Below are 24,310 nucleotides of genomic sequence, written 5' to 3'. Positions count from 1 at the left end.
GACTCTGGTATAAAAGCTCATAGCTTGATATACCAGAGTCTTTTTCTGTATACCACCATCTCCTCTTACATACGCATTAATCCATGAATTGAATACGGCGGTCTCTATAAAAAAACGTAAATTAGCTGTATTATAAGAACTGGATTTTCACTATGCCAACAGCAACGAGATTATTTGATTTAGCATATCTTCAATATGATATTGCATCAGACTTTCCTATGTTTTCATTTAAAAAAGATAACAAATGGGTAAAACTGAGCAATACTGAATTTATTGAGCAAGTTAACCAGACATCGAAAGGTCTGATCGCACTAGGGGTGCAACCTGGAGAAAAGGTGGCCTTGATTAGTGAAAACCGTGTCGAATGGAATATACTTGACTTTGCTATCCAACAAATTGGCGCTGTTGTTGTCGCGATTTACCCCAATATTTCGACGTTGGATTATACCTATATTTTCAATCATGCCGAAATTAAAACCTGCATTGTCAGTTCAAAAGAACTCTATACAAAGATATTAACGATAAAAGATGATTGTCCTCAATTAAATGCGATCTACAGCTTCGAAAAAGAAGATGATCTCAACCATTGGAAGGATTTCGTTGCAAGTGGGAAGATTATTACAGATGAAACGCTAAACCAGCTACGTGATCATATAAAACCCGATGCTTTGGCGTCCATCATTTATACCTCTGGAACAACAGGAAACCCAAAAGGCGTTATGTTGTCTCATAAAAATTTATTGGCAGATACTTATAGTAGCGAATATTCCTTTCCTGTTCAACGTGGCGACCGGGCACTCTCCTTTCTTCCAGTTTGCCATGCCTATGAGCGCGTGTTCCAATATGTGTATATGTACAAAGGCTTGACAATCTTCTTTGCTCAATCCATGGATACAATAGGTGAAGACTTTAAATCTGTAAAGCCACATATTTTCTCTGCTGTTCCTCGGGTTTTGGAGAAAGTTTATGAAAAGATTATGGCAACGGGAGAACAGCTAACAGGGATTAAGCGGAAACTATTCTTCTGGTCTATAAACCTCGGCGAAAAATACAAACTCGAGGGGCGCTCATGGTGGTATGATCTTCAGTTGAAAATTGCCCGTAAATTAGTTTTTTCAAAATGGCGCAAGGCCTTCGGTGATGATATCAAGGGAATTGCTTCTGGAAGCGCTGCACTACAGCAAAGGTTAATCCGTCTATACATGGCTGCAGGAATTCCGATCTATGAAGGCTATGGTCTTACTGAAGCCGGACCATGTATCGCCGTAAACTGTTATAGAAGAGGTATGAAAATTGGAACAGTTGGCTTGCCATTAATTCATATCGAAATTAAGCTTGCGCCCGATGGTGAAATATTGACGAAAGGAGAAAATAATATGATCGGTTATTATAAAAATCCGGAGGCTACAGCAGAAGCAATTAAAGATGGTTGGTTGTACACAGGAGACATTGGCGAATGGGTAGATGGCAAATTCCTTAAAATTATCGATCGAAAGAAAGAGATGTTCAAGACCTCTGGAGGAAAATATATTGTTCCTCAGCAGATTGAATCGAAGCTGGTAGAATCTCCATTTATCGAACAGGCCATGGTACTTGGAGAAGGCCGTAAGTTTCCTGCAGCTTTGATTTTTTCCAACTATAAAAATCTCTTAGAATGGTCGAAAACAGCATTTCCCACCCTGGCAGATCTTTCTAGACGAGATTTTCTAAACAGCCCTGAATTGAAGCAGAAAATCGAGTCGGAACTAAACCGTATCAATAAAAATTTTGGAAACTGGGAACAAATCAAAAAATTTGCCATCATCCCTAATGAAATGACGATTGAGACCGGTGAATTGACCCCTACTTTAAAGATGAAAAGAAAAGTTATCCTACAAAAATACGAACGAGAGATCGAGCAAATTTATCAAATCTAGCTTACAAAAAAATCCTTTGTTAAAATACAAAGGATTTTTTATTATCAATAAAGTATGGTGCTACTTTTTAGCAATCCGTTGGCGAATTGCTTCGTAGATCACAACTGCCGCAGAAACTGATACATTTAATGAACTGATTTCACCATACATTGGAATCTTTGCAAGGTTGTCCGCAATACGGATTAGGTCATTGGATACACCGATATCCTCCGCCCCCATAACCACACAGGTAGGGGCCGTATAATCGACATCGTATATACTCGTCGTCGTTTTCTCTGTACTAGCGACTAACTGTACACCAGAATCAATCAAAAATTTACCTACTTTTGAAAGGCTGTCGTGGCGGCAAACAGGGATTTTATAAAGTGCGCCCGCGGATGTTTTTATCGCGTCAGGATTAACTTCAGCAGAGCCTTTTTTGGGAACAATGATCGCATGAACACCCGAACATTCAGCTGTCCGCGCGATAGCGCCTAAATTACGCACGTCTGTTACTCCATCCAACATCAAAAGTAAAGGTGTTTCACCCTTTTCATAAATCTGTGGTAGAAGATCTTCAATATCGTGATAGGTGATTGGCGAAATGACAGCGATTACACCTTGATGGTTTTTACGTGTTATCCGGTTTAACTTCTCGATCGGCACCTGTTGAAAAGCGATATTATGCTCTTTTAGCAAGGCTTTCAATTCTAGAATCAAACTACCACTCAAACCACGCTGTATAAACAATGACTCGATCTCTTTACCGCTATCGATTGCTTCCATAACAGCACGAATACCAAATACCATCTGATTCACCTCACGTCTTTCGCCGTGGTCGCGATCACGTCTCTGAAAATTTCCTTGCATAATAAAAACTAAATATTCTGCTCTTCATAGAAGAGATTGCAAATGTACAAAAATAAACAACAATTAAAGTCTCCGAATTAGCTTAGCCCCAAGTTGAACTCCTTCCGCAACGTATCCAATAGTGGGTTTTTATTGACCATGGCTTGATACTTCTCCTGTGAGGTATAGGGTTTGCGCGAAATAGTGTGCTCCATCATCACCCCCTTTAGATCCAACGAAAAATTCTGGAGCTTCACACGCAGATAATTCAGTACATCGACCTTTGCACTTTGCAATACATCCATCTGAACTCCATTTTCAACATCAATTTCAATCAATACACCATTTAATCGGGGCTGCATGGCCGTCATCATGGTGTATAGGTTAATCTTGTTTTCTGCTTTAAGCTGTTCAGCATAACTGTTCCAAACTGCAATAAATTGATCGAATGAAACCTCACGTTGTTCGCTTCCACGTATCAATTCTGGTTCGTCCCCTTCTTTGGCAACCGTATTGTTATCGTATATGGTATTCAAGTCGGGCAAAGAAGGAATAATTGCCGAAGCGGAAGCCCCCCACCCTCCTTTTTTCACTTTTGGAGGAACATTCGAAACAGGATCCTTTTTCGGTTCGGCCTTTGCGTCCGAAGCCTGATAATTTACAGGGGTAGCTTGTGGAGGTGGCGGCGCAACCTGTTTTTCAATAACAGGAACATTGCTTGATGAAATTATCGGAGGTGTAACGACAGCCGAAGCCCCTTGTTTTGGCTGTGCTGCTATTGGCTCAGGAAGTTTTTTTTTTACTTCCTCGCTGGCCGAAGACATCTGGACGGATCCAAGCTGGCTCAATTTGATCGCATGTGCTATATGGCAGGTCTTGAGAAGTGAAAGTTCGACCTGTAAACGTTGATTTTTACTCGTCTTATAGTTAATTTCACATTGATTGGAAATATTCAATGCTGATAACAAAAATCCCGGAGAAGCCTTTTGAGCTTGCTGCAGATATTTTTGACGAATACTATCACTAACTTCTAGCAATTTTAAAGTTGACGGTTCTTTGGCAACGAGCAAGTTTCTGAAATGCGATGACAGACCTGCAACGAAATGACTGCCATCAAATCCGTGGTTCAAAATTTCATTGAAAAGCAGTAAGGATTGTGCTGCGTCTTCGGTTAAAATAGCATCTGTTAACTTGAAATAATAGTCGTAATCTAAAATATTTAGATTATCAATGACAGCTTGGTAGGTGACATTTTTATTGGAGAAGCTGACGATCTGATCAAACATCGACAGCGCATCTCGAAGCCCACCGTCTGCCTTTTGTGCAATGATATGCAATCCATCCTGATCATAAGCGATACTTTCCCGATCTGCGATACTAGCCAAATGGTTAGCCATATCTTCCACTTTGATGCGGTTAAAATCGAAAATCTGACAACGCGAAAGTATCGTCGGTAAAATCTTATGTTTCTCTGTCGTTGCCAGAATAAATATTGCATAAGAAGGCGGTTCCTCGAGGGTCTTCAAAAATGCATTGAAAGCCGCCTGAGACAACATATGTACCTCGTCTATGATATAGATTTTATATTTTCCTGCCTGTGGAGGTATCCGCACTTGCTCAATAAGATTACGGATATCATCGACCGAGTTATTCGATGCAGCATCCAGTTCATGAATACTAAATGAATTACCGTTTTGGAAAGATTTACAGCTGTCGCATTCGCCACATGGCTCAGTACCCTCTAAGATATTTTCACAATTTATTGTTTTAGCTAAAATGCGTGCACAGGTAGTTTTACCCACACCACGAGGACCACAAAACAAAAATGCCTGCGCCAACTGGTTGTTGTGTATCGCATTCTTTAAGGTACCCGTAATGTGTTGCTGACCTACAACCGAATCAAAGGTAATCGGGCGGTATTTACGTGCAGAAACAATAAAATTATCCATTGCACGAAGATACGAATTTTAATACTATTTTTCCACGTCACATTGATTTGCAACTGTAGCGGATAGCTGAAAGCTTTCGTTAAGCTTAAAAAAACCAATTTATGAAGCACTTAAAACACCTATTCTACGCTTTTTTATGTAGTACACTTCTATTTGTAGGCTGTAAAAAAGAAGACAGCTACGACGAACTCACAAGTCTGGCAGCAGCTAAAATCCAACAAGCGGTTAAACTAACCGAAAATATTTCCTGCAGTGATTTAAAGGAATGCCGAGTTGACACGCTTTATTACACCTATGTACCCGTACACCCGAGCTTTGAACAAGCCTATAATAAATTAATTACCGAAGCTGCAGCGCTCAGAGAAAGGGCACAGAAAGTATATAAAGGACCTATTGTTTACGACACCAGTGTTTCGCCCAACTATCTTCCTCCTCATTTTGGAATACGTTGCATCGCCGGCAAACTGAAAGTCGCCTCAGCTAGAGATTTGGAACTATCAGAGATCAACCAACGACTGGCAGATCTGCTCCCCAAGCTACAGACCTTTTTTGATGACATTCCCTGCAACGACCCCAGTAAATGGCACATTGCCCCCTTTCGTAAAGACTGCGAGTTTATTTCCATATTGTATACAGACAAAGAGAACTTTGCTGAGTTTGGGAATATGGCAGAACAATATAACCATTTGGACAATGCCAAAAGAACGCTGGATAAAAACTTAAATTGCAGTACGACAAATGACAAACCAGCTAAGGGTGTAATTTGTGAAAATAATAAACCTAAAGTCACCTACTAATCGCGTAATTTATATCGAAAAGCTGAGTCTTTAAACTATAGCTTCTTCGCAATTCCTTCGCCCTTGATTCGCCCTTTGTTCGCCGTGCGTCCACTCGCGCTCCACTGATCCCCCACTCTTTCCCCACTGTTTATGTGGGCCCGAGGTGGAGAATCAGTGGGCAGGCAGTGGGGGAACTCCGAAGATGGTACGAATCAGTCCCGAAAAACTAGCGAACAAAGTCTCCCTAACATGCACTGGCAAACGATTATGTCTTACACTGAAATAAGTTTACATATACTATCAATTTGCGGTAGGCTAAAAATATTTTCTACAATTTTTTCTAAAAGCAATTACAATTTGTTAAATTTATATTACACTAATGTTATCAAATTGTTAAGAATTGAGATCAAGAAAAATATATCGGGTGTTATTCACCATCATCGTATGGTTGACCTGCGCTTCACAACAGCTGTGGGCGCAACATCATGATTTCGATTTTTATGACGGAAAGGTATCCATTGATGTTCCGACTTCCTTTAACATTCCATTCAAAGACAGCTTGACGATAGCGCATGTACAAAAATTCTATCAAACAGCGGATCAGACAGATTATATACAACTTGTAAACAGTTTGCTTGAATACAAGGATGAACATCATTTGAATGATTGGGTATATTATCAGTTGATTCGCCGTACCGCGCAACAGATTGCTCCGAAAGCTGAAAATTATACACGCTACACGTTATACAAATGGTTTTTAATGTGTAAATCTGGTTATGACGCCCGCTTGGCTGTTGGTAATAATCAAATCATATTTTTCATCCAGAACAAAGAAGATATTTCTGATATTCCATTTTTTGAAATTGACGGCAAGAAATATACCTGTCTAAATTTCCATGACTACGGAAAATTGTTTCAACGAGCTGACACCTACATTCCAGTCAACATAAAGATTCCGGAAGCTATCGAAGATTTCAGTTATAAAATCACAAAATTGCCTGATTTTGTACCCGCAAACTATAAAGAAAAGCAGATCGCGTTCAATTATGGCCATAAAGCCTACCATTTTAACATCAAGTTGAATGACGATATCAGTGACCTTTTTAAAAACTATCCTGGTGTGGATTTTGAAACTTATTTCAATATTCCGCTAAGCAAAGAAACCTATCAATCGCTTATTCCGGCGCTTAAGGACAATTTAAGTGGAAAGAGCCAACAGGAAGGAGTGGATTATTTAATGCGGTTTACCCGGTATGCCTTTTTGTATGAAAATGATGAAGAGAATTTTGGAGCTGAAAAACGTCTTTCGGCTGAACAAACCCTATTAAATAAATACAGTGACTGTGATGATCGGGTAGCCTTATTTTTTTATCTGGTGAAGGAAATTTACAATCTACCCATGATTACCCTGTTATATCCCACACATGTGACGATGGCCGTTCAATTTGAACATCCTATTGGTGACGCTATTTTGTACAATGGAAAATATTATTCGGTCTGTGAGCCTACACCACAAGCGCAAACACTAGATATAGGTCAACTGTCTGAGGAGCTTAAAAATCAGTCTTATCAGATTGTCTATCATTATGAGCCCAGATAATATTACTTTTTAAATCGCAGTTCGATATTGGCTTTATAGTATATGATTTAGCTAAAATCAATATTTTGCTGAACAATAAATGATTCTCGACAGCGCTTTTGCGCTTTCTAAAGCTTACTTATAAAATCAAGCACATCAGCATATTTACCATCCGTACGGTTTACGGCTATTGTTACGGTGTTTTCCACGCTTCCAGATCTTACTGTGATTACATAATCCATCCCGTCTACACAACGTGCACACTCTTGGATTTTAGCATCCAATAAGTCGTAAGTTTCGACATATGACGACAGCTTTCTAAAAGTTTCTTCACTGGTTCTATAGCTTTTATCTCTTGCCGTTTGAGGACTTCCATTAGTCTCTGCAGGATACTTTACCGCTGTATTAATTTGATCTACACTGATATTTACAAACTCACCCCAGCCAGAAATTCCTTTTATTTCGACTTTCAGCCCTGTCGTTTCTGAATCAGTTGTATTATCAGATTTCTTACAGCCCAAAAGGAGTAAAATACCCATTAAAACCAAGTAGATCGCATTTTTCATATTTTAAGATTTATTTTATTTCTCTTTACAACGAATTAGCTCATACATATGCTACAAAAAAATCCTGCTCAAGGCAGGATTTTCAGTTATTAAGATTGTCAATTATAATCGGTAACAGGACATCCTCTAATATTCAAATTTTGTTTGGTAGATCTGTATAAATCCACAACTTTAAAAATGACCCTTTCTCTTGACTCATTATTTGGATAATTAGGATCAGTAATTGTAAATTTTATATATATTCCTAATGAAGGTTTATGGAATTGATACGGATCATTAAATATATTAAATGCAAACTGGGAATTGGGATAATACCATTTTTTTACGTAAAAGTATTCTTGTCCTAACTGAGTGAATGGATAATATTGTCTCCAACCAGAATTCCTACTATCTGGAAATGTAAATTCATTCATCACATCAAAATTTCTTGGCTCTATAGGAGTAGACCCCTTCGGAAAATATTCAAATGAATTCGGTAATACTCCATCCCCTGAATACTTACGATTTATCAAAGTTAAGTTTATACTATCTAGTCGGATATATGGCTCCAGTCCCCGATACTCATTTGTAAAATCTCTATAGATATTCTGCATGGCGGTACGCTTAATGGCATATGTAGCTTGTTTTAAAACATCCATCGGCATTGGCTTGCCACAATAGTATTGGTTTTCTTCAAAATAAATTCCCGTTCCATATGTATCCGAAATTGGAGGAAGAGCCCTCAAAATTCCAATTGGATATTCATATAGAGGAATATAATAACTTGGAGAAATAGGGCTACGGTTATCTAGGCTAAATTGAATATTATACAAATTATTGGATAGAATCGCAGTTCCCGTTGTGTTGACAATGCCATTATATTGTAAAGAACTTTGCGTATTGGTTCCAGATTTTGATCCGCCTACAAAAGACTTAACAAATCCAAATACTCCTTTAACTACACTAACTGCTGCGGCAATAGTTGCAACGGGGATTGCAGCTCGAACCTTAGGAGTTTCTAAACCATTTCCTGCTTTTACTGATAAATCAGCTTTAGATTGGACTTTTGTAGCAGTCAATGTTTGTAGTTTATTTATCGACTCCAACAAAGCGCCACCAGAAGTAGTATATTCCACTCCGCCATTGATAAACTTGGAAAAATCCGATGTTGTACCTGCACCACCAATGACAGATTTTGCTGTAATATTAGAAAAATCCGACCCAAGATTTAACTCCGTCTCATTGGCTCCGAATATATTTAAATTCAAATTCACACTTTCAGCAGGAAGTTCAGCCAGTTCTGCAGGTTTAGCAAGTAGAAAATCAAAATTCATCCAAATATCACTTGCGGTTTTTTTTGTAATACTTATTAACGATGTATTTTTATTTTCCTTATCAACAACAAATTGTTCAGGGGGAGCCAAAAACGACAATGTCCCATTATGTTTATCTGGATCAGTATAGCTAAGTTTTCCGATATAATAAGTTTTTGATCCTTCATTAAGATCTTGTGTTCTATAATTGTAAACAAAGAATCTTAAAACACCTGAGTATCTATTATATAAAGCAAAAAATGGTGTTTGAGCTGGTCTATCAGGAGTTCCAAAGTCTTTCAAATATAACACCCAACCAAGTTCGGAACGATAATCTTTATCACTATTATTTATAGGATTACCAGCGATAAACCAAGGCAATGGTCGTTCAATAGATGGACTAGGTTGATTATTAATCTTTGGCTTAAAATATAATTTCACTGTTGTTAAAGCTGGATCATCCCATTTCCAATTTTTATTAGCATTTTGCTCATTTAGATCTGTAATCGCAGTAGCTTTTGTTTTTCGAACCGTGGTTTCTTCTTTTATTTCTTGTAAATTTTCAAGCTTATCTTTTTTTGAACACGATAAGCATAAAAACAAAGCTACTAATAGCAATGGTCGTTGAAAGTTAACAAAACCACTTCTATTTTTAAATATTTTTCTTCTCATAATTTATAATTGATAAAAAAAGCCCATTGAGAAATGGGCTCTTAAGTTTAAAATTGCTTTTTAGAAAGAAGCTCCAGTAGCAGCTACTGATGCTGATTTCAGGATGAAGTTTGGCGCTGTTAAACTATATGGGTTAACCAAAAGATTTTTAGCAGCCGCATCATCCAAGAATGTATTGTTATTTGTTGTCAAATACGTTTTTAATAAATCAACGGTAGCAAATGAAGGTATTGAACCATCGGCTATCACAGCCCTTTCTGCCGTAAATGATTGGTAGATATTATTTTTGATCAAAGATGTTTTATCTGTCAATGCATCACCAGTTTCTTTATCACGTATATCAATTCCATAACGCATGTTGATAAAGATTGAGTTAGCAAGGATCATCTTACTTCCTCTTCTCCACAAGTTCGCGTACTCATGCTTTGCATCAACCTCTGTATTTCCTGGACCTATCAAAGTCATATTTGAAATTACGGGACGCGTTCTTGGAGAAGAATCAAAAACTTTCTCTGAATTATCGGATTCAATTCCATTTGATTGCCCCGCTTGATCCGCTAATTTCGGATCTCTAAGACCTACTAAGAATTGAAGTTTTCCTGAGTAACCATTATCGAAATCAAAGATATCATCGATATTTGCTGTAGAAACAAGGTGCTTAGCATTTACTGTACCGCCAAACCACTCAAAAGAATCATCACCAGAATAGGCAACTTGAACATATTCAACGGTTGTCTTAGAACCAACTGAACCAAACGTAACTCCGTTAATTTCATTATTGGTCGTATAAGCGATACCAGGAAATTCTACACGTACATATTTAAGAACACCTGAGTTATCGTCCGCAGCAGTCCCACCGTGGTTTCCGTATGGAGCTGTCAAGCCACCTTCGATCAGCCCCGTGCCGCCAGGGATATTGTTAGGAGCTTTACCTAAGATAATTATCCCACCCCAATCGCCGGGAGCTCTTGTACCAGCCGGTTGATTTGAAGTAAATACAATTGGCTTTGCTGCAGTTCCTTCAGCATTTATTTTACCACCCATCGTGACAACCAGCGTTGCTTTGGTATTTTTATCGCCTCTAATAACTGTTCCTGCAGGAATTGTTAATGTAACACCACTTTTAATATATACAAAACCTTTCAACAAATATGTTTTTGAAGCATCTAAAGTTCTGTCCGTAGCTATTTCACCTGAAAGCTCTTCTGTAGCAGTAGAATATGCCGTTTTGTTTGGCTCATAATTAACCCATAAAGATGTCCAGTCAGTAGTACCGAACGCTCCTTTGTAGGCTACCTTCTCAAAGAATGAATCTGCAAGTGATTCATTTGAATCACCAGGTTTAACAGGAGGATCTATTACTGCAGGATCACTCTTTCTACAGCTTGCAAATGCAGTCAATCCTGCTGCTAAAACAGCTAAAAGATTTAAGTTTAAATTCGTTTTCATTTTCATGTTTTATTTATACAAAAAGAATAATTTAATTTAACGATACAATTAACACTATGTTAAGGATTTATGAATTAACAATATACTACCAAAATTTATAAGAAAGAGTAAGAGAAACAGTTGATCCATATTGCTCCGCTCTATTGATATTATCTGTGTTTTTATTGAATGCTGCGTTCGGATCTGATCCTTTTGGCTTTTGATAGAAATAGGCTTTATTGTTTAAAATATCACTGTAGTTTAATTTTACTTCGGCCCTAGAGTTCGCAAATTTTTGCGCCAGCTGCAAATCAAGAATATTCCTAGAATATTCGTAAATATCTGGATCTTCCGCATTACCAATTGCCCATATTCTTGGTCCTACTCTATTATATAATAGTGTAATAGCTGTAGTGTTTGGATTTTTGGTCGTATATGACAGTCCAGCATTGATTAAATAGGGCGATTGTCCTTGTAATTTTCGTTTACCGGTCGAGTTTACAGTAGTTGGAACGATAACTTTCGAATATATATATGACCCGTTAGCGTTGATAACAAAATTATCCAATCGCTCATCAATAAATTTCAGATTCTTACGTATCTCAGCTTCCACACCAAATACATCTGCAGATTTTGAATTGGTATAATTGAATGAACGGCCCGAATTACCTAACTGTAATGCTTGCTCGATCGGGTTTTCAAAATACTTATAAAATGCCCCTATCGATAGTACTTCTCCAGCAGTCGGATAATATGCATACCCCAAATCAAAATTTGACGTCTTCGATTGTTTCAGATTAGGATTTCCTCTAACATTCATATTCTTATTAAAGTCATAAAATGGAAAGGGAGCCATCTCTCTAAACTCTTGTCTACCTACTGTCTGTGACGCCGCAAAACGAAAACTCTGTTTGCTATCCAAATTATAGATCAAATTCAGTGATGGTAATAAAGAGATTGTCGTTGTATCAACACCTACTGGATTACCATTGTCCTCACTATTCAACTTTAGATTGTATGATTCAAGACGAGCGCCTGCTATTACCCTTAATTTCTCCATTACAATTCCATCATACATCAAATAACCAGCATTCAAAAATGCTTTCGCATCATAATGATCACCGCCATTAGTTATTTCATTCAGTATAAATCCATTTGGACGAATATTAGCTTGATCAAAAATTTTATCTTGTGGAAGTTTTAGTAAGCTCGCGTCGAAGTTTCCATTTCGAATAAATCCAATCACCCTGGCATTAAAATTTCTGTCACGTAACTGGTTGAAATAGCCTGCTTTCAATTTGTCATTTTCCGAGAACAAACGTATTGGCAAGGTCAAATTTAAAGCTCCTCCGTAAGAATTCTCAGTCATTGTAGAGTTGAAATTACCAGCCCTGTCCGCTGTGGAGGAACTTGTAGCTGAAATCGATGCAATACCATCTTTAGAATATTCCATACGTTTGTAACCAGGTTCATCTCTATCTGTACGTCCGTAATTCAATGACCAATCTAATTTCAATTTACTCTTCTCTAAAAGAACATGCTCACCAGACAACTGATTGGTTAAAATAGAACGTTGCAATAAATAATCCCCTGTACGATAAAATTCACTACCAGAATCATCTTTCCCTTCTCGGAATGTAAATTGATTCTCTAAGATCCTATTGTATAAATTTTTAAATGAAATCTTATTTGATTTCCAAGAATATGAGAAATTTGCAAGAGCACCTAAATTTGTATTGTAACTATATTGATCATCATGGAATACTTCCGGCAATGATTGCCCAACATACGCTTTTTGATCGGCTTCTCTTTTTCGTTGGTCATAGCGATAAGTCAAGGAAAGAATAGTTCCGAATTTAGAATCATCTTTGAAATTTTTAGTAGAACCGTAGTTTAACTGAAAATTCGGAGTGAGTGTTGATTTCTTCGTATCATATCCCCAATTGTTTTTAAATAATTTAGAATACTCAAAAATTTCATTTGAATTATTTTGTAAAGCTTGAAAATCTTTTGTTGAAGGGAAACTCTTAGGAATTTCACGATCACTGCTCGCAAAACCAAAAACTTCGCCTCCAGCTCTTTTTGCTGAAGTGAAATTTTTAAATGTAGATTGCGTGTTATAAGATGTTCCAATTGATGCATCAAGGAAATTTTTCTCCGGAAAATCTTTCGTATTCACCTGAACCACACCCCCAGAGAAATCAGCAGGAATATCTGGTGTTGCAGTTTTGTTGATAATGATCGATTCAATTAAATTCGAAGGAATAATATCAAATGAAAATGCACGTTTATCTACTTCGGTATTAGGTAAAATCGCATTATTCAACATAGCTGAATTATAGCGATCGCTCAACCCTCTTACAATAACATATTTATTATCTTGAATACTAGCACCACTTACGCGCTTAATGGCCTCAGAAGTATTTCTATCTGGGCTTCTCTTAATTTGTTCAGTCGAAATACCACTGGAAATTCTAGCACTATTCTTTTGTTGGGAGTACAAAGCATTGATCGACTCTCTTTTAAAAGTTCCTGTTACGACAACCTGATCCAATACTGTTCCCCCAGTATTATCAAGTACTACATCTAGTGTCGTAACATCTTTATCTTTTATCTCTACATCTGTAATTTGCTTAGTAGCAAATCCTACATAGCTAAATTCTAATGTATACTTACCCGCAGGTACTGCGGGAATATTATAATTACCAGTCACATCCGAACTTCCCACTCTCGCCGTCCCGAGCACCTTAACTGTCACCCCTGTAATTGTTTCACCTGTTTTGACATTTGTTACTTTACCCGCCACCTTTCCACTGCCCTGTGCATAAACTGTTGTTGACGCAGCTACTGCTAGCGTTACGACAGCAGCGATTCTTTTAAGTTGTAATTGTGGTTCCAATTTATTTGTTTTTTGTTTCTGCAAATCTATTAGCAGAATATTAGGTTAACATTAACAACAAATTACCATTACATCAATCCGCTGTTAATTTAATGTTACCTATCGTTGTTATTTTTCGATTTTCAGTAAAAAAGAGCTTTTATAGCGAATTAGCGTCATATTTGAGCCTGTTATAAGGAAATGATATTAATGAAGTGTAAGTAAATTATTAAGCACTACATTTATTAACACAATTGGTTCTTTTTATCCTTGACATCGTTGTACAGCCCCTAGCGAGTTCACCTAAAGATCGATGATACAATAGGATAACCAATAGATCAGTAGCCTTTCCATCGAAAATACTAAGCCCGCTAATACGAATTGCTTTTTATATGCAATANNATTGCATATAAAAAGCAATTTATCTAAGTTTGAATATATTTCAATATCTGATTCCCATGAACACTCCAATCGTATCGACTACACAGTTATCATTCCAGTATCCAAATTCAGCACCAATTGAATTTCCAGATATTTACATCGAAAAAGGTCAACATACACTATTGTTAGGCGATTCAGGTTCTGGAAAAACAACACTATTAAATATATTAGGTGGTTTGTCACGACCAGAAACAGGTCAGGTCAACATATATAGTCAAAATTTATCGTTGTTATCCAACAGCAAACTGGATCAGTTCAGGTCTCAATATATTGGTTTCATATTTCAAGAGGCCCACCTCCTAAAAAATTTAACGTTAGTTGAAAATATCAAATTGGCGCAGTCTTTAGCCGGAAAAAAAGTGGATATAAGCGCTATTGAACTCATCCTAAAACAGCTGCAATTAGATCAAAAAAGTAATGCCTACCCAAACGAATTGAGTCGTGGACAGCTGCAACGTGCCGCTATAGCGCGGAGCATTATCAATAAGCCAGCCCTATTGATTGCGGATGAACCGACAGCTGCATTGGATGACAACAATACCCATAGGGTATTAGAACTCCTATTATCGATAGCTGAAACTGCTGGATCGACCCTACTGATAACTACGCACGACAAGAGAATAAAAGATCAATTCTCCAAAATGTACCTTTTAAAATAATTTTTTACTTTATTTACGCGTCACCCTTTAGATATTAAAATTTGCTATGAACACGATACAATTGGTTTGGAAAAATTTAAGTAGACAGTTTGGCTCGGTCTTTCTAAGCATCTTGCTAACGGCATTTGGAATTTCAATCCTTGCCGTGCTTTCAATTACTGGAGAATCTTTTGAAAAGCAGCTTGACAATAACAGCAAAAATATTGATTTAGTCGTTGGCGCTAAAGGAAGTCCGCTGCAATTGATCTTATCGAGTGTTTATCACATCGACAATCCAACAGGTAACATTCCATTGGACGAACTGGACCCATTACGCCAAAATCCGCTTGTGCAGCTAGCAGTTCCCTTATCGCTAGGTGATAACTTCAAAGGGCATCGCATCGTTGGAACCGATTCCTCTTTCCTGTCCATCTATGAGACTTCTATTCGTGAAGGCCGCATTTGGCAAAATAATTTTGAAGTAGTCATTGGTGACCAGGTTGCAAAAAAACAGCAACTGAAAATCGGTGATCAAATACATAGTTCACACGGCTTGAGCAAAGATGGCCATCATCATGATGAACATCCTTTTACTATTGTCGGCATTTTAAAGCACAATAACAATGTTACTGATAACCTGATATTAACCAACTTAGAAAGTGTCTGGGATGTCCATGGAATCGCACACGCACATGATCACGAAGAAACTGCACTACAAAAAGAACTCCGTGAACGCGAAGAAGACAGGGAGGAAACCGTCAAAGCCCATCTCCACCATCATGGTGAAGATTTAGAAGAAAACTCTAACGCAGCTTTAGGAACCAGCGGAAAAGATCATCACGACCACGATCACGATGAGCAAGACCAACACGAAGAGGAAGGTATATTTGTAAAATCTATTGGCGCGGATATGGTGAAGCAAAATGGACTGGAAATAACTGCTATTTTGATTAAATATCAATCTCCCGCAGCTATCGGTATATTACCTAAAATGATCGACCAACAAACGGATATGCAAGCTGCTTCTCCAGCGATGGAAAGTACTCGCTTGTTTTCACTGTTAGGAGTAGGAATGGATTCTCTAGCTATCCTAGCGTATGTGATCATGCTCATTGCGGGCCTGAGTGTATTTATTAATCTCTACAATGCGTTGAAACAACGTAAATATGATCTAGCCATTATGCGTACACTCGGAGCCTCTAAAGGAAAGTTATTCAACATTGTTTTATTAGAAGGCCTGACAATAACAATCATTGGTGGATTGGTGGGACTTTTATTGGCACATTTGGCCTTATACTATATCAGCAACCAAACGAGCCAGAGTGCCGACTTTATCGAAGCTTTTAGGCTACATCCAAAAGAATTGGTATTTTTGTCTGTCGCTTGTCTAATTGGTGTGCTCGCAGCATTAATTCCTGCTGTGAAAGCGTATCGGACAAGTATAGCCGGTACTTTGTCAAACAAATAGAATAATGGCAATTGAACTAAAATGAAAAATAGGGGTACAGAGCTGGTAACTCCTGGAATTGCAATAAAAAAATAGCAATACGATATATGTAATATTAACCGCGATGAAGCTATCAGATGTATTCATCAAACAGCACAAATCGGATAGCTTCATCCCAACAAGAAAAAATTAAACAGATGAAAAAACTTATCACTGCATTCTTCTTCATATTCTTCGGCATCATACAGTTACAGGCACAGATTGGCAGCAATCCGGATATTCCCGACCATACGCCCATGATGAACAAAACGTGGGAAGCGATTGATAAAATGGCCTACAAAGTCACGTACAACGGTGCAAAGAAAGTGTATACTCCTTTCTATCCGAAGGAACTTAAAGCACTTGAAAATAAAATAGTAGAACTGCCCGGTTACATGGTTCCGCTTCATAGTGGCCGTAATCATAAAAACTTTATGATGTCGGTATTGCCAGTTATGCAATGTCAATTCTGTGGCTCTAATGGTATCCCTCCTATGGTCGAAGTAACCCTAAAGGGTAGTGCAATTAAGTTCTCAGAAGATCCGATTAAATTAAAAGGAAAGATGATCTTTACCAAGGATCCGCTGAAAGGAAATGCTGAAATTCAGATTGTAGATGCTGAACCGATAAAGTAAACTAACGCTTACTACTACACAATTAAAAAATGGACTTTACAAAGCTATCAAAGTCCATTTAATGGATCAGGATCCCCTATTATTTTTACTGTCTATTCAGTAAGGAAACTTCCATACAGGCCGCTAAAGCAGCGGTTTCGGTCCTCAAACGCGACTCTCCTAGCGAGATTGGATGAAAACCCATCTGTATCGCCAGCTTTATTTCCTCGTCCGAAAAATCACCTTCTGGACCGATAAGGATAATATAATGTTTGGCTGGCTCAAAAATTTGGTTTAAATACTTCTTTTCCGCATCCACACAATGTGCAATTGCTTTTTGTACGCCTTCAGTTGGAATATTTTTCAAAAACTGTTTAAACGAAACAGCAGCATTAAGTTTGGGTAGATAAGCTTTCAACGATTGTTTCATCGCTGCAACAACCACCTTGTTTAAGCGATCTAATTTAACCTCTTTTCGCTCAGAATGCTCGCAAATAAGGGGCGTGATTTCCTGAATCCCTACCTCCGTTGCCTTCTCTAAAAACCATTCGATACGATCGATATTCTTTGTTGGCCCCACCGCAATATGTAAATGGTAGCGAGGATGTTGAAAGTCCTCCTCCACATTTAAAATAGCAAGAACTGTGCGTTTAGGATGTGGGTCAATAATTTGAGCTTCGTACAAACCTCCGCGACCATCTATAAGATGTAAACGATCTCCGGAATCCATACGAAGCACACGAATAGCGTGCTTACTTTCTTCCTCACTAAGGATAAAATTTTCTGATGAAGGATTTAAATCCGGTGTAAAAAATAACTGCATGTGCTACTCGCTACTATTTATTCTTCGGTATCATCTTCAGCAGACTCGACCAATTCCAATTTGACAAATTCGATATTCTGCTGCGCTTTTCGAATGATGGTGAATATGTAACCATACTCTTCTTTCCGCTCGCCGACTTCCGGTATCTTATCGAAGATTTCACTCACAAGACCAGACATCGTATCGTAATCCTGACTCTCAGGTAACTCTATTGGAAGAAACTCATTCACATCATGAATACTGGCTCCAGCATCCACCATATACTCTGTTTCGGAAATACGCTCCACAACCGGAGTTTCTTCATCGTATTCATCCTGGATTTCACCCACCAACTCCTCTACGATATCTTCCAATGTAACCATACCTGCCGTTCCACCAAATTCATCCAATACGATCGCCAACTGAATCCGCTTCAGCTGAAATTCAGCCATCAAATCATTGATCTTCTTCGTTTCAGGAATAAAATAGGGTTTGCGCATAATATTTTTCATGACAACCTCTTTTCCTTTCGCTAAAAGCGGTAGAATATCTTTTGTATGAACAATACCCACGATTTGGTCAATATTATCATCATAGATTGGAAGACGGGAGTACCCTTCTTCCGTCATCGTTTCAATCAATTCAGAAGCATCAGCGGTCACTTCCACCGCCACAATTCTAGTACGCGGTACCATAATATTCTTAACGATACGTTCGTTAAAATCGAATACGTTTTTAATCAATTCGTGCTCGGAAATATCCAAAGCACCCGATTCTTTACCTTTATCTAAAAGATACTGTAATTCTTCCGACGAGTGGGCAGATTCTCCTTTGGTAACTTCAAATCCCAAAATCTTTAACAGGAAATTAGCAAAACCGTTTAAAACCCAAATAATTGGTCGAAAGATAAAGTAGAAAAATTGCAGCGGAACCGCAATTTTCATCGTTGTTGCAACAGGTTTTTGAATCGCTATCGATTTAGGAGCAAGCTCTCCAAATACAATGTGTAACACAGTAATAATCGAAAAAGCCAACACATGTCCTGCATTGGTAGCAATCGACCCAGTCAATTCAACACCGAAAAAACCCAGTGCACCCTGCACAATTTGGGTCATTACAGCCTCGCCAACCCAGCCTAAAGCTAATGACGAGAGTGTAATACCCAATTGTGTAGCAGCCAAATAACCATCCAAATGTTCCGTTATACTCTTGGCTATGGTAGCAACTTTGCTACCTGTTTTTGCCTGAACTTCAATTTGGGAGACTCGGACCTTGACAATAGCAAACTCTGCGGCGACAAAAAAGCCGTTTGCAAGTACTAAAAACAATGTCCAAAATAAATCGAGCGCCATGCTGGGGGTTATTTGTTAACAAATTCTGTTTTGTACAATTCGATAGCCTCAATCAAGATTCTTTGCGCTTCATCACGTCCCTTCACACCCTCAACAACGACATGCTTCTTTTCAAGCGCTTTATAACTCTCAAAGAATTGTACAATTTCTTTCATTGTATGCGGAGGCAACTGATCAATATCTTTAATGTAATTAAAAATAGGATCATTTTTAGCTACCGCAATAATTTTATCATCTTGCTCTCCACCATCTACCATATTCATTACGCCAATAACCTGTGCCTCAACTAATGTCAATGGTAAAATATCCACCGAACAGATGACCAAAATATCCAACGGATCTTTGTCATCGCAATAAGTTTGTGGGATAAAACCATAATTGGCAGGATAAACGACAGAAGAACTCATCACTCTGTCCAAAAGCAACAAACCAGTTTCTTTGTCTAATTCATACTTTCCTTTGGATCCGTTTGTAATCTCAATGATAGCATTTACGGCATTTGGCACATTCTCACCTGGAGAAACCATGTGCCAAGGATTTTGTTTACTCATTTTTTATTTACTGTATATTTTGTTTGTTTCTTTTATCCTTAATACGTTTTTTCAATAACGTTATGGCAATTGGCAAAAATGCAATGACAATCATACCAACTATCACATATTCTACATAATGAATAATACCAGGGAATTCGATACCTAGGAAATAACCTGAAAGCGTCAAAACTACCACCCAGATGGCAGCCCCTGAAACATTATATAGCACAAATTTTTTAAAATCTAATTTTACGACACCGGCAAAGATAGGCGCAAAAGTACGAACTATTGGAACAAATCTTCCTATAATTAAAGCGGTTCCACCATATTTGTGGTAAAATTCCTCAGCCATGACCACATATTTGCGCTTAAAGATGAAACTATCCTTTCGCTTAAATAACATCGGTCCCGCTCGATAGCCAAACCAATATCCTGTAAAATTACCTAATACCCCAGCGGTAAACAAGCCCAAACAAAGCGTGAATATATTCACGTCAATTTTATTCAGCGCGCAGAATAATCCAGCAAGAAATAATAAATAATCACCAGGTAGAAAAAATCCAAAAAATAGACCAGTCTCAGCAAATACAATGAGGATAACTAAATAAAACCCTCCTGAACTCAATAGCTCCTCTGGGTTCAATAATTGTTGAAATGACAACAAAAGTTCATGCATAACCTTTAGTAAAAATCAATGTTGCGTTCATTATTTAGAACAAATCCCACGCTTATTTCTGCACAATTTTGAAACAACAAAGTACAAATATAGCATTCTTCTAAAAAACCAACGTAAATCAAGTGTAATATAATCTTTCTAATTATTGATTTTGAGCAGTTATACTCACGATAGACTCGCGGATAGTGGTCGCAATCTGATGGAGTTCGTCCTCAGTTAAGCTCAATTTAGGTCCAGCAAAGTTTAAATCACTAATTTTATTAATAGGAACCAAATGTATGTGTGCATGAGCTACCTCTAAACCCACGACAGCTACACCAACTTTTACACATGGAATTACTTTTTTAATACCTTGAGCAACAATCTTAGCAAAGACCCAAAGCGCCATGTATTCGTCATCTTCGATATCAAAAATGTAATCTGTCTCTTTCTTGGGTATCACTAATACATGCCCTTTAGCTAATGGGCTGATATCCAAAAAAGCTAGAAAATCATTACTCTCAGCAACTTTGTAAGCTGGGATCTCTCCGGAAACGATTTTTGAAAAAATTGTCGACATATTATTCTAATCTTGGAATAAATCTTTTTAAAAAACAATCAGCAAACAACAGACTTAATCTACTAAGCCCTTGGTATGTCGGCGATTAAAGAAATCTAACTACCGCTTTTTCACACCCTGTAATTCCACTGTTCAACAAATATAAACAAAAAAGGTCGCGATTGCTACATCACGACCTTCTTAATATAAAGTTAATTTGTAGATGTGCGGTTATGGCATACCGCACATAACCGACATATATTACCTTGAAATATCTACGATTTCGAATTCAATTTTACCCGCTGGTACTTCTATAACAGCTGTATCGCCTTTAGATTTACCCAACAAACCTTGGGCAATAGGAGATTTAACAGAAATCTTACCTGACTTCAGATCTGCCTCTGACTCTGCGACCAATTGATAAGTCATTTCAGCACCATTCTTTTTGTTCTTTATCTTAACAATCGATAAGGCCAAAACTTTAGATGTATCCAATTTGGACTCATCAATTAAACGTGCCGTAGCCAATGTATTCTCTAAATTGGCAATTTTAGCCTCATGAAGCCCCTGAGCCTCTTTGGCCGCATCATACTCTGCATTTTCAGACAAATCCCCCTTGTCTCTTGCCTCTGCAATAGCATTGGCAATTTTTGATCTTCCTTCCGTCTTCAGATAAGCCAATTCCTCTTTAAGCTTACGCAATCCTTCTTCCGTAAAATAAGTTACTTCTGCCATAATTTTATTTTTTTTTCTTATTTTATACTTTTTAAAAAAGAAACAAGACCATATTTCCCTCTTCGGGAAACATGGTCTTGTTTCGAATCTATACGAAGATAATAATTGTTTTTAACAAAACAAACTCTTACCCGCTAATTATAATCAAATCTCCTCCTCGTCAACAAATTTATAGCCGAGTCCACGCACAGTCTGTAGATAATGTGGCTTGTCCGGATTTGTCTCGATCTTTTTCCGTAAACGAACCACATGCATATCTAAAGTACGCGTGTTGACATTTGAGCTATACCCCCACACAACCTCCATTAATTCTTCACGTGTAATCTCCCGCCCTAAATTCTGTAGGAAATGAAGTAAAATGCGGTTTTCCAAAATGGTCAATTCAACTTTCCTTCCGTCACGTATCAAGGAATGAATATTCGGATGATGTTCCGTCTGACCAAACTTGTACACTTCGGGACTGTTTTTCGGTAAGAAAAATTTCACCTTGTTATCGATCATCGCAATAAGCACATCCATATTGAAAGGCTTACTAATGTAATCAGTCACGCCAAAACTGTAAGCTTCAATTTTGTCCACATCTTGAGATTTAGCTGTCATCATGATGATAATATTCTCAAACCCCGCTTTGCGCACATCTTCACAGATCTCGTTGCCTTCTTTTCCTGGAAGCATCCAGTCCAGCAAAACAACATCGGGCCTTTTTTCCAAAATCAAACTTTCAGCTTCATTCCCATTTCCGCTTTGAATGACCTGATAGCCTTCGGATTCCAATCGATGTTTTACCAAGAACCGTAAGTTCTCATCATCTTCAATAACAGCAACAGTGATGTCTTTATTCATAAGTAAATAATTTGTCTTTTAAATGTCTTATGTAATATCCAGTTTATAACGATAAGTTTTCATGCTTTCTAAACATGGATATTTCATATTTAAATTTATTTTTTAAACCGGAAATACCAAGGTAAAGGTGGTTCCCTGTCCCAATTGGCTTTTTACTGTAATATCACCGCCTATAAATTCAGTAATCTCTTTACAGAAAGCCAATCCCAAACCAATACTTCCTTGCTGATTATATTGACTTTTTATTCTATAAAACTTTTTGAAGATGTTGTTAAACTCCGCCTTCTCTATTCCTATTCCTTCATCCTTAAAAGTGATAACAAAATTCTTCTTATTTTGTTGTATCGCAATATCCAATATTTTATGCCCCGCTTTAGAATATTTATAGGCATTATCAATCATATTTTGAAACACACTACTTAATAACACCGGATCAGCAAGCATTGATGTCCTTACATCAATTTTTGTGCTAATCTTGAAATCTGGATATTTTATTCTTGACGAAGCTACTAGATTTTCCGTAAACATCTTCAAGTCAACCTCTTCTTTATTTAATTTTATCGTTTTATTTTCGATCTGGCTAAAAGATAATAGCTTATTCATCAAGTTATTTAAACGATCTGCCTCCTGATCCAGTATATTTCCATACATTTTACGTTCTTCATCAGAGAGCACCTGCGCACTCTTAATGTTATTTCCAGCAATCTTAATCACACTCACTGGTGTCTTAAACTCGTGGGTAAGATTATTGATGAAATCGTATTGCAATTTAAAAAGTCTTCCGTTAATTTCTAAATTTCTATAAATTAAATATAGTATAGCAATTAAAATGATGTAAATCAACGATACGCCACCTAAAACAGGCCAAAAACTACGATTTATTTCTTTGGAAAGAAAGTTCTTGCTCGATCTAAAAAGGAGCTTATAGTCGGCCAGTGCTCCAGGTAAAGGCATCTCTGTTGAAATCTCGTCATTTTCAGGTGTGATAGGTGCACCTACCAAAGGAACAATCTCCACTTTCTCATAAAGATTAGAATAGCTATTTTTCACCTCCAGGAACATTGGATCGATCTGAAAATTAAACATATCCTGTTCGTAGCCAACGGTATGATCCAAATTACCTTCCATAATTGACTTATAGACAATTAAATCGTTGACCCTCGGAATATTGAGATAGGTAATCTGACCAGGTCTTATGGTATAAAAAACCTTTAAGATATCTTTATCAGAAAGTTTGGCATTCGGTTGCAATTTATCAATATACGTTGCCAACTTTACGCCGATATTATTGATCTCTTCAGAATGTAACCCCATTTGACCGCGATCTCGTATGGTATTTTTATGCAGCCCAGATCTGGAAACAGTAAAAAAAGTAATCGTTTTCGGTTGAATTCTGAGGTTATTAACGATAAAGCCATAATTTAAATTATGATCATTATTGAATTGTAAATCAAAAAAACCAATCTCTCTGACAAACGGATAAGAACTTAATATGCTGTAAGCATATTTACCCGCCTGAACAGAGTCCAAAAAACCTTGATAAAAAGAAACTTCAGGAATTCTATTTTGAAAAAAATCATTGAAAGGAACCAAAGTCTGATCAAATATCTCCGATTTTCTATTCGTAAATTCGTTTTTGATATGCGATTCTGTATAGCTACGAGAAAGAAATAAGGCAAATATATACAAGCCACTGATTACGATGAAAAACATCAACAGTAATCCGTAGTTCTTTCGATAGCTATATTTCTCTGCTTTCATAATC

Annotated in this window: 20 protein-coding genes; 6 read left to right on the top strand and 14 right to left on the bottom strand. The window is 37.5% G+C overall.

Going from position 1 to position 24,310, the window contains the following annotated elements; genetic code table 11:
* Nucleotides 1-152 precede the first annotated feature (152 nt).
* Nucleotides 153-1,916, top strand: a complete 1,764-nt coding sequence (locus B3E00_RS06060) for an AMP-dependent synthetase/ligase (protein WP_293937668.1) — start codon at nucleotides 153-155, stop codon at nucleotides 1,914-1,916.
* Nucleotides 1,917-1,976: 60 nt separating this feature from the next.
* Here the strand turns inward: B3E00_RS06060 and rlmB are convergent, their stop codons facing one another.
* Nucleotides 1,977-2,765, bottom strand: coding sequence for a 23S rRNA (guanosine(2251)-2'-O)-methyltransferase RlmB (gene rlmB, locus B3E00_RS06055; RefSeq protein ID WP_209579085.1), 789 nt, complete (start codon nucleotides 2,763-2,765; stop codon nucleotides 1,977-1,979).
* Between the two features lie 77 nt (nucleotides 2,766-2,842).
* Nucleotides 2,843-4,693 carry a DNA polymerase III subunit gamma/tau gene (locus tag B3E00_RS06050; protein ID WP_209579084.1) on the bottom strand — a complete coding sequence of 617 codons (1,851 nt, stop codon included), beginning with the start codon at nucleotides 4,691-4,693 and terminating at the stop codon, nucleotides 2,843-2,845.
* Between the two features lie 101 nt (nucleotides 4,694-4,794).
* Here B3E00_RS06050 and B3E00_RS06045 point away from each other — a divergent pair, with 101 nt between their 5' ends.
* Both B3E00_RS06045 and B3E00_RS06040 read left to right on the top strand, forming a co-directional pair.
* The gene (locus B3E00_RS06045) at nucleotides 4,795-5,490 is read left to right on the top strand and encodes a hypothetical protein (protein WP_209579083.1); all 696 of its coding nucleotides are present in this window, start codon (nucleotides 4,795-4,797) and stop codon (nucleotides 5,488-5,490) included.
* Between the two features lie 382 nt (nucleotides 5,491-5,872).
* Nucleotides 5,873-7,072, top strand: a complete 1,200-nt coding sequence (locus tag B3E00_RS06040) for a hypothetical protein (protein ID WP_293937665.1) — start codon at nucleotides 5,873-5,875, stop codon at nucleotides 7,070-7,072.
* A 107-nt stretch (nucleotides 7,073-7,179) separates the two neighbouring features.
* Here B3E00_RS06040 and B3E00_RS06035 read toward each other — a convergent pair whose 3' ends face one another.
* The 4 genes from B3E00_RS06035 to B3E00_RS06020 all read right to left on the bottom strand — a co-directional run bounded on the left by B3E00_RS06035 (nucleotide 7,180) and on the right by B3E00_RS06020 (nucleotide 13,908).
* Nucleotides 7,180-7,617 carry a hypothetical protein gene (locus B3E00_RS06035; protein WP_209579081.1) on the bottom strand — a complete coding sequence of 146 codons (438 nt, stop codon included), beginning with the start codon at nucleotides 7,615-7,617 and terminating at the stop codon, nucleotides 7,180-7,182.
* A 98-nt stretch (nucleotides 7,618-7,715) separates the two neighbouring features.
* Nucleotides 7,716-9,581, bottom strand: a complete 1,866-nt coding sequence (locus B3E00_RS06030; RefSeq protein WP_293937663.1) for a hypothetical protein — start codon at nucleotides 9,579-9,581, stop codon at nucleotides 7,716-7,718.
* A 60-nt stretch (nucleotides 9,582-9,641) separates the two neighbouring features.
* Nucleotides 9,642-11,030 (bottom strand): hypothetical protein, encoded by a 1,389-nt coding sequence (locus B3E00_RS06025; RefSeq protein WP_293937661.1) that lies wholly within the window; start codon nucleotides 11,028-11,030, stop codon nucleotides 9,642-9,644.
* Nucleotides 11,031-11,115: 85 nt separating this feature from the next.
* A complete protein-coding gene (locus B3E00_RS06020) occupies nucleotides 11,116-13,908 on the bottom strand; it encodes a TonB-dependent receptor (RefSeq protein WP_209579079.1) in 2,793 nt (930 codons plus the stop codon).
* A gap of 437 nt (nucleotides 13,909-14,345) precedes the next feature.
* Between B3E00_RS06020 and B3E00_RS06015 the strand changes: the two genes are divergently transcribed.
* From B3E00_RS06015 to B3E00_RS06005, 3 genes are all read left to right on the top strand, one after another.
* Complete coding sequence (locus B3E00_RS06015; protein WP_293886626.1) at nucleotides 14,346-14,987, top strand: ABC transporter ATP-binding protein; 642 nt, start codon at nucleotides 14,346-14,348, stop codon at nucleotides 14,985-14,987.
* Nucleotides 14,988-15,033: 46 nt separating this feature from the next.
* On the top strand, nucleotides 15,034-16,434 hold the full coding sequence (locus B3E00_RS06010; protein ID WP_293886627.1) for an ABC transporter permease: 1,401 nt from the start codon (nucleotides 15,034-15,036) through the stop codon (nucleotides 16,432-16,434).
* A 176-nt stretch (nucleotides 16,435-16,610) separates the two neighbouring features.
* The gene (locus tag B3E00_RS06005; protein WP_293882459.1) at nucleotides 16,611-17,087 is read left to right on the top strand and encodes a hypothetical protein; all 477 of its coding nucleotides are present in this window, start codon (nucleotides 16,611-16,613) and stop codon (nucleotides 17,085-17,087) included.
* Between the two features lie 85 nt (nucleotides 17,088-17,172).
* Here B3E00_RS06005 and B3E00_RS06000 read toward each other — a convergent pair whose 3' ends face one another.
* From B3E00_RS06000 to B3E00_RS05965, 8 genes are all read right to left on the bottom strand, one after another.
* Nucleotides 17,173-17,889 (bottom strand): 16S rRNA (uracil(1498)-N(3))-methyltransferase, encoded by a 717-nt coding sequence (locus tag B3E00_RS06000; protein ID WP_209579075.1) that lies wholly within the window; start codon nucleotides 17,887-17,889, stop codon nucleotides 17,173-17,175.
* Between the two features lie 17 nt (nucleotides 17,890-17,906).
* Nucleotides 17,907-19,220, bottom strand: coding sequence for a hemolysin family protein (locus B3E00_RS05995; RefSeq protein ID WP_209579074.1), 1,314 nt, complete (start codon nucleotides 19,218-19,220; stop codon nucleotides 17,907-17,909).
* An 8-nt stretch (nucleotides 19,221-19,228) separates the two neighbouring features.
* Complete coding sequence (locus tag B3E00_RS05990) at nucleotides 19,229-19,771, bottom strand: inorganic diphosphatase (RefSeq protein WP_209579073.1); 543 nt, start codon at nucleotides 19,769-19,771, stop codon at nucleotides 19,229-19,231.
* A 7-nt stretch (nucleotides 19,772-19,778) separates the two neighbouring features.
* The gene (locus tag B3E00_RS05985; protein WP_209579072.1) at nucleotides 19,779-20,429 is read right to left on the bottom strand and encodes a DedA family protein; all 651 of its coding nucleotides are present in this window, start codon (nucleotides 20,427-20,429) and stop codon (nucleotides 19,779-19,781) included.
* 142 nt (nucleotides 20,430-20,571) lie between these two features.
* On the bottom strand, nucleotides 20,572-20,988 hold the full coding sequence (locus B3E00_RS05980; protein ID WP_209579071.1) for an HIT family protein: 417 nt from the start codon (nucleotides 20,986-20,988) through the stop codon (nucleotides 20,572-20,574).
* Nucleotides 20,989-21,228: 240 nt separating this feature from the next.
* Entirely contained in the window at nucleotides 21,229-21,702 is a 474-nt protein-coding gene (greA, locus tag B3E00_RS05975) for a transcription elongation factor GreA (protein ID WP_209579070.1), read from the bottom strand.
* 144 nt (nucleotides 21,703-21,846) lie between these two features.
* Nucleotides 21,847-22,545, bottom strand: coding sequence for a response regulator transcription factor (locus B3E00_RS05970; protein WP_046674214.1), 699 nt, complete (start codon nucleotides 22,543-22,545; stop codon nucleotides 21,847-21,849).
* Nucleotides 22,546-22,647: 102 nt separating this feature from the next.
* Entirely contained in the window at nucleotides 22,648-24,306 is a 1,659-nt protein-coding gene (locus B3E00_RS05965; RefSeq protein WP_209579069.1) for a sensor histidine kinase, read from the bottom strand.
* Nucleotides 24,307-24,310 lie beyond the last annotated feature (4 nt).

It is taken from the genome of Sphingobacterium sp. UBA5996 (genome assembly GCF_002429765.1).
Lineage (GTDB): Bacteria > Bacteroidota > Bacteroidia > Sphingobacteriales > Sphingobacteriaceae > Sphingobacterium.
This window is presented reverse-complemented; position numbering and strand designations above follow the sequence as displayed.

Coding starts and splice junctions, on each gene's coding strand:
- B3E00_RS06060 (WP_293937668.1), top strand. CDS start 153: ATGCCAACAGCAACGAGATTATTTGATTTAGCATATCTTCAATATGAT.
- rlmB (WP_209579085.1), bottom strand. CDS start 2,765: ATGCAAGGAAATTTTCAGAGACGTGATCGCGACCACGGCGAAAGACGT.
- B3E00_RS06050 (WP_209579084.1), bottom strand. CDS start 4,693: ATGGATAATTTTATTGTTTCTGCACGTAAATACCGCCCGATTACCTTT.
- B3E00_RS06045 (WP_209579083.1), top strand. CDS start 4,795: ATGAAGCACTTAAAACACCTATTCTACGCTTTTTTATGTAGTACACTT.
- B3E00_RS06035 (WP_209579081.1), bottom strand. CDS start 7,617: ATGAAAAATGCGATCTACTTGGTTTTAATGGGTATTTTACTCCTTTTG.
- B3E00_RS06030 (WP_293937663.1), bottom strand. CDS start 9,581: ATGAGAAGAAAAATATTTAAAAATAGAAGTGGTTTTGTTAACTTTCAA.
- B3E00_RS06025 (WP_293937661.1), bottom strand. CDS start 11,030: ATGAAAACGAATTTAAACTTAAATCTTTTAGCTGTTTTAGCAGCAGGA.
- B3E00_RS06015 (WP_293886626.1), top strand. CDS start 14,346: ATGAACACTCCAATCGTATCGACTACACAGTTATCATTCCAGTATCCA.
- B3E00_RS06010 (WP_293886627.1), top strand. CDS start 15,034: ATGAACACGATACAATTGGTTTGGAAAAATTTAAGTAGACAGTTTGGC.
- B3E00_RS06005 (WP_293882459.1), top strand. CDS start 16,611: ATGAAAAAACTTATCACTGCATTCTTCTTCATATTCTTCGGCATCATA.
- B3E00_RS06000 (WP_209579075.1), bottom strand. CDS start 17,889: ATGCAGTTATTTTTTACACCGGATTTAAATCCTTCATCAGAAAATTTT.
- B3E00_RS05995 (WP_209579074.1), bottom strand. CDS start 19,220: ATGGCGCTCGATTTATTTTGGACATTGTTTTTAGTACTTGCAAACGGC.
- B3E00_RS05990 (WP_209579073.1), bottom strand. CDS start 19,771: ATGAGTAAACAAAATCCTTGGCACATGGTTTCTCCAGGTGAGAATGTG.
- B3E00_RS05985 (WP_209579072.1), bottom strand. CDS start 20,429: ATGCATGAACTTTTGTTGTCATTTCAACAATTATTGAACCCAGAGGAG.
- B3E00_RS05980 (WP_209579071.1), bottom strand. CDS start 20,988: ATGTCGACAATTTTTTCAAAAATCGTTTCCGGAGAGATCCCAGCTTAC.
- greA (WP_209579070.1), bottom strand. CDS start 21,702: ATGGCAGAAGTAACTTATTTTACGGAAGAAGGATTGCGTAAGCTTAAA.
- B3E00_RS05970 (WP_046674214.1), bottom strand. CDS start 22,545: ATGAATAAAGACATCACTGTTGCTGTTATTGAAGATGATGAGAACTTA.
- B3E00_RS05965 (WP_209579069.1), bottom strand. CDS start 24,306: ATGAAAGCAGAGAAATATAGCTATCGAAAGAACTACGGATTACTGTTG.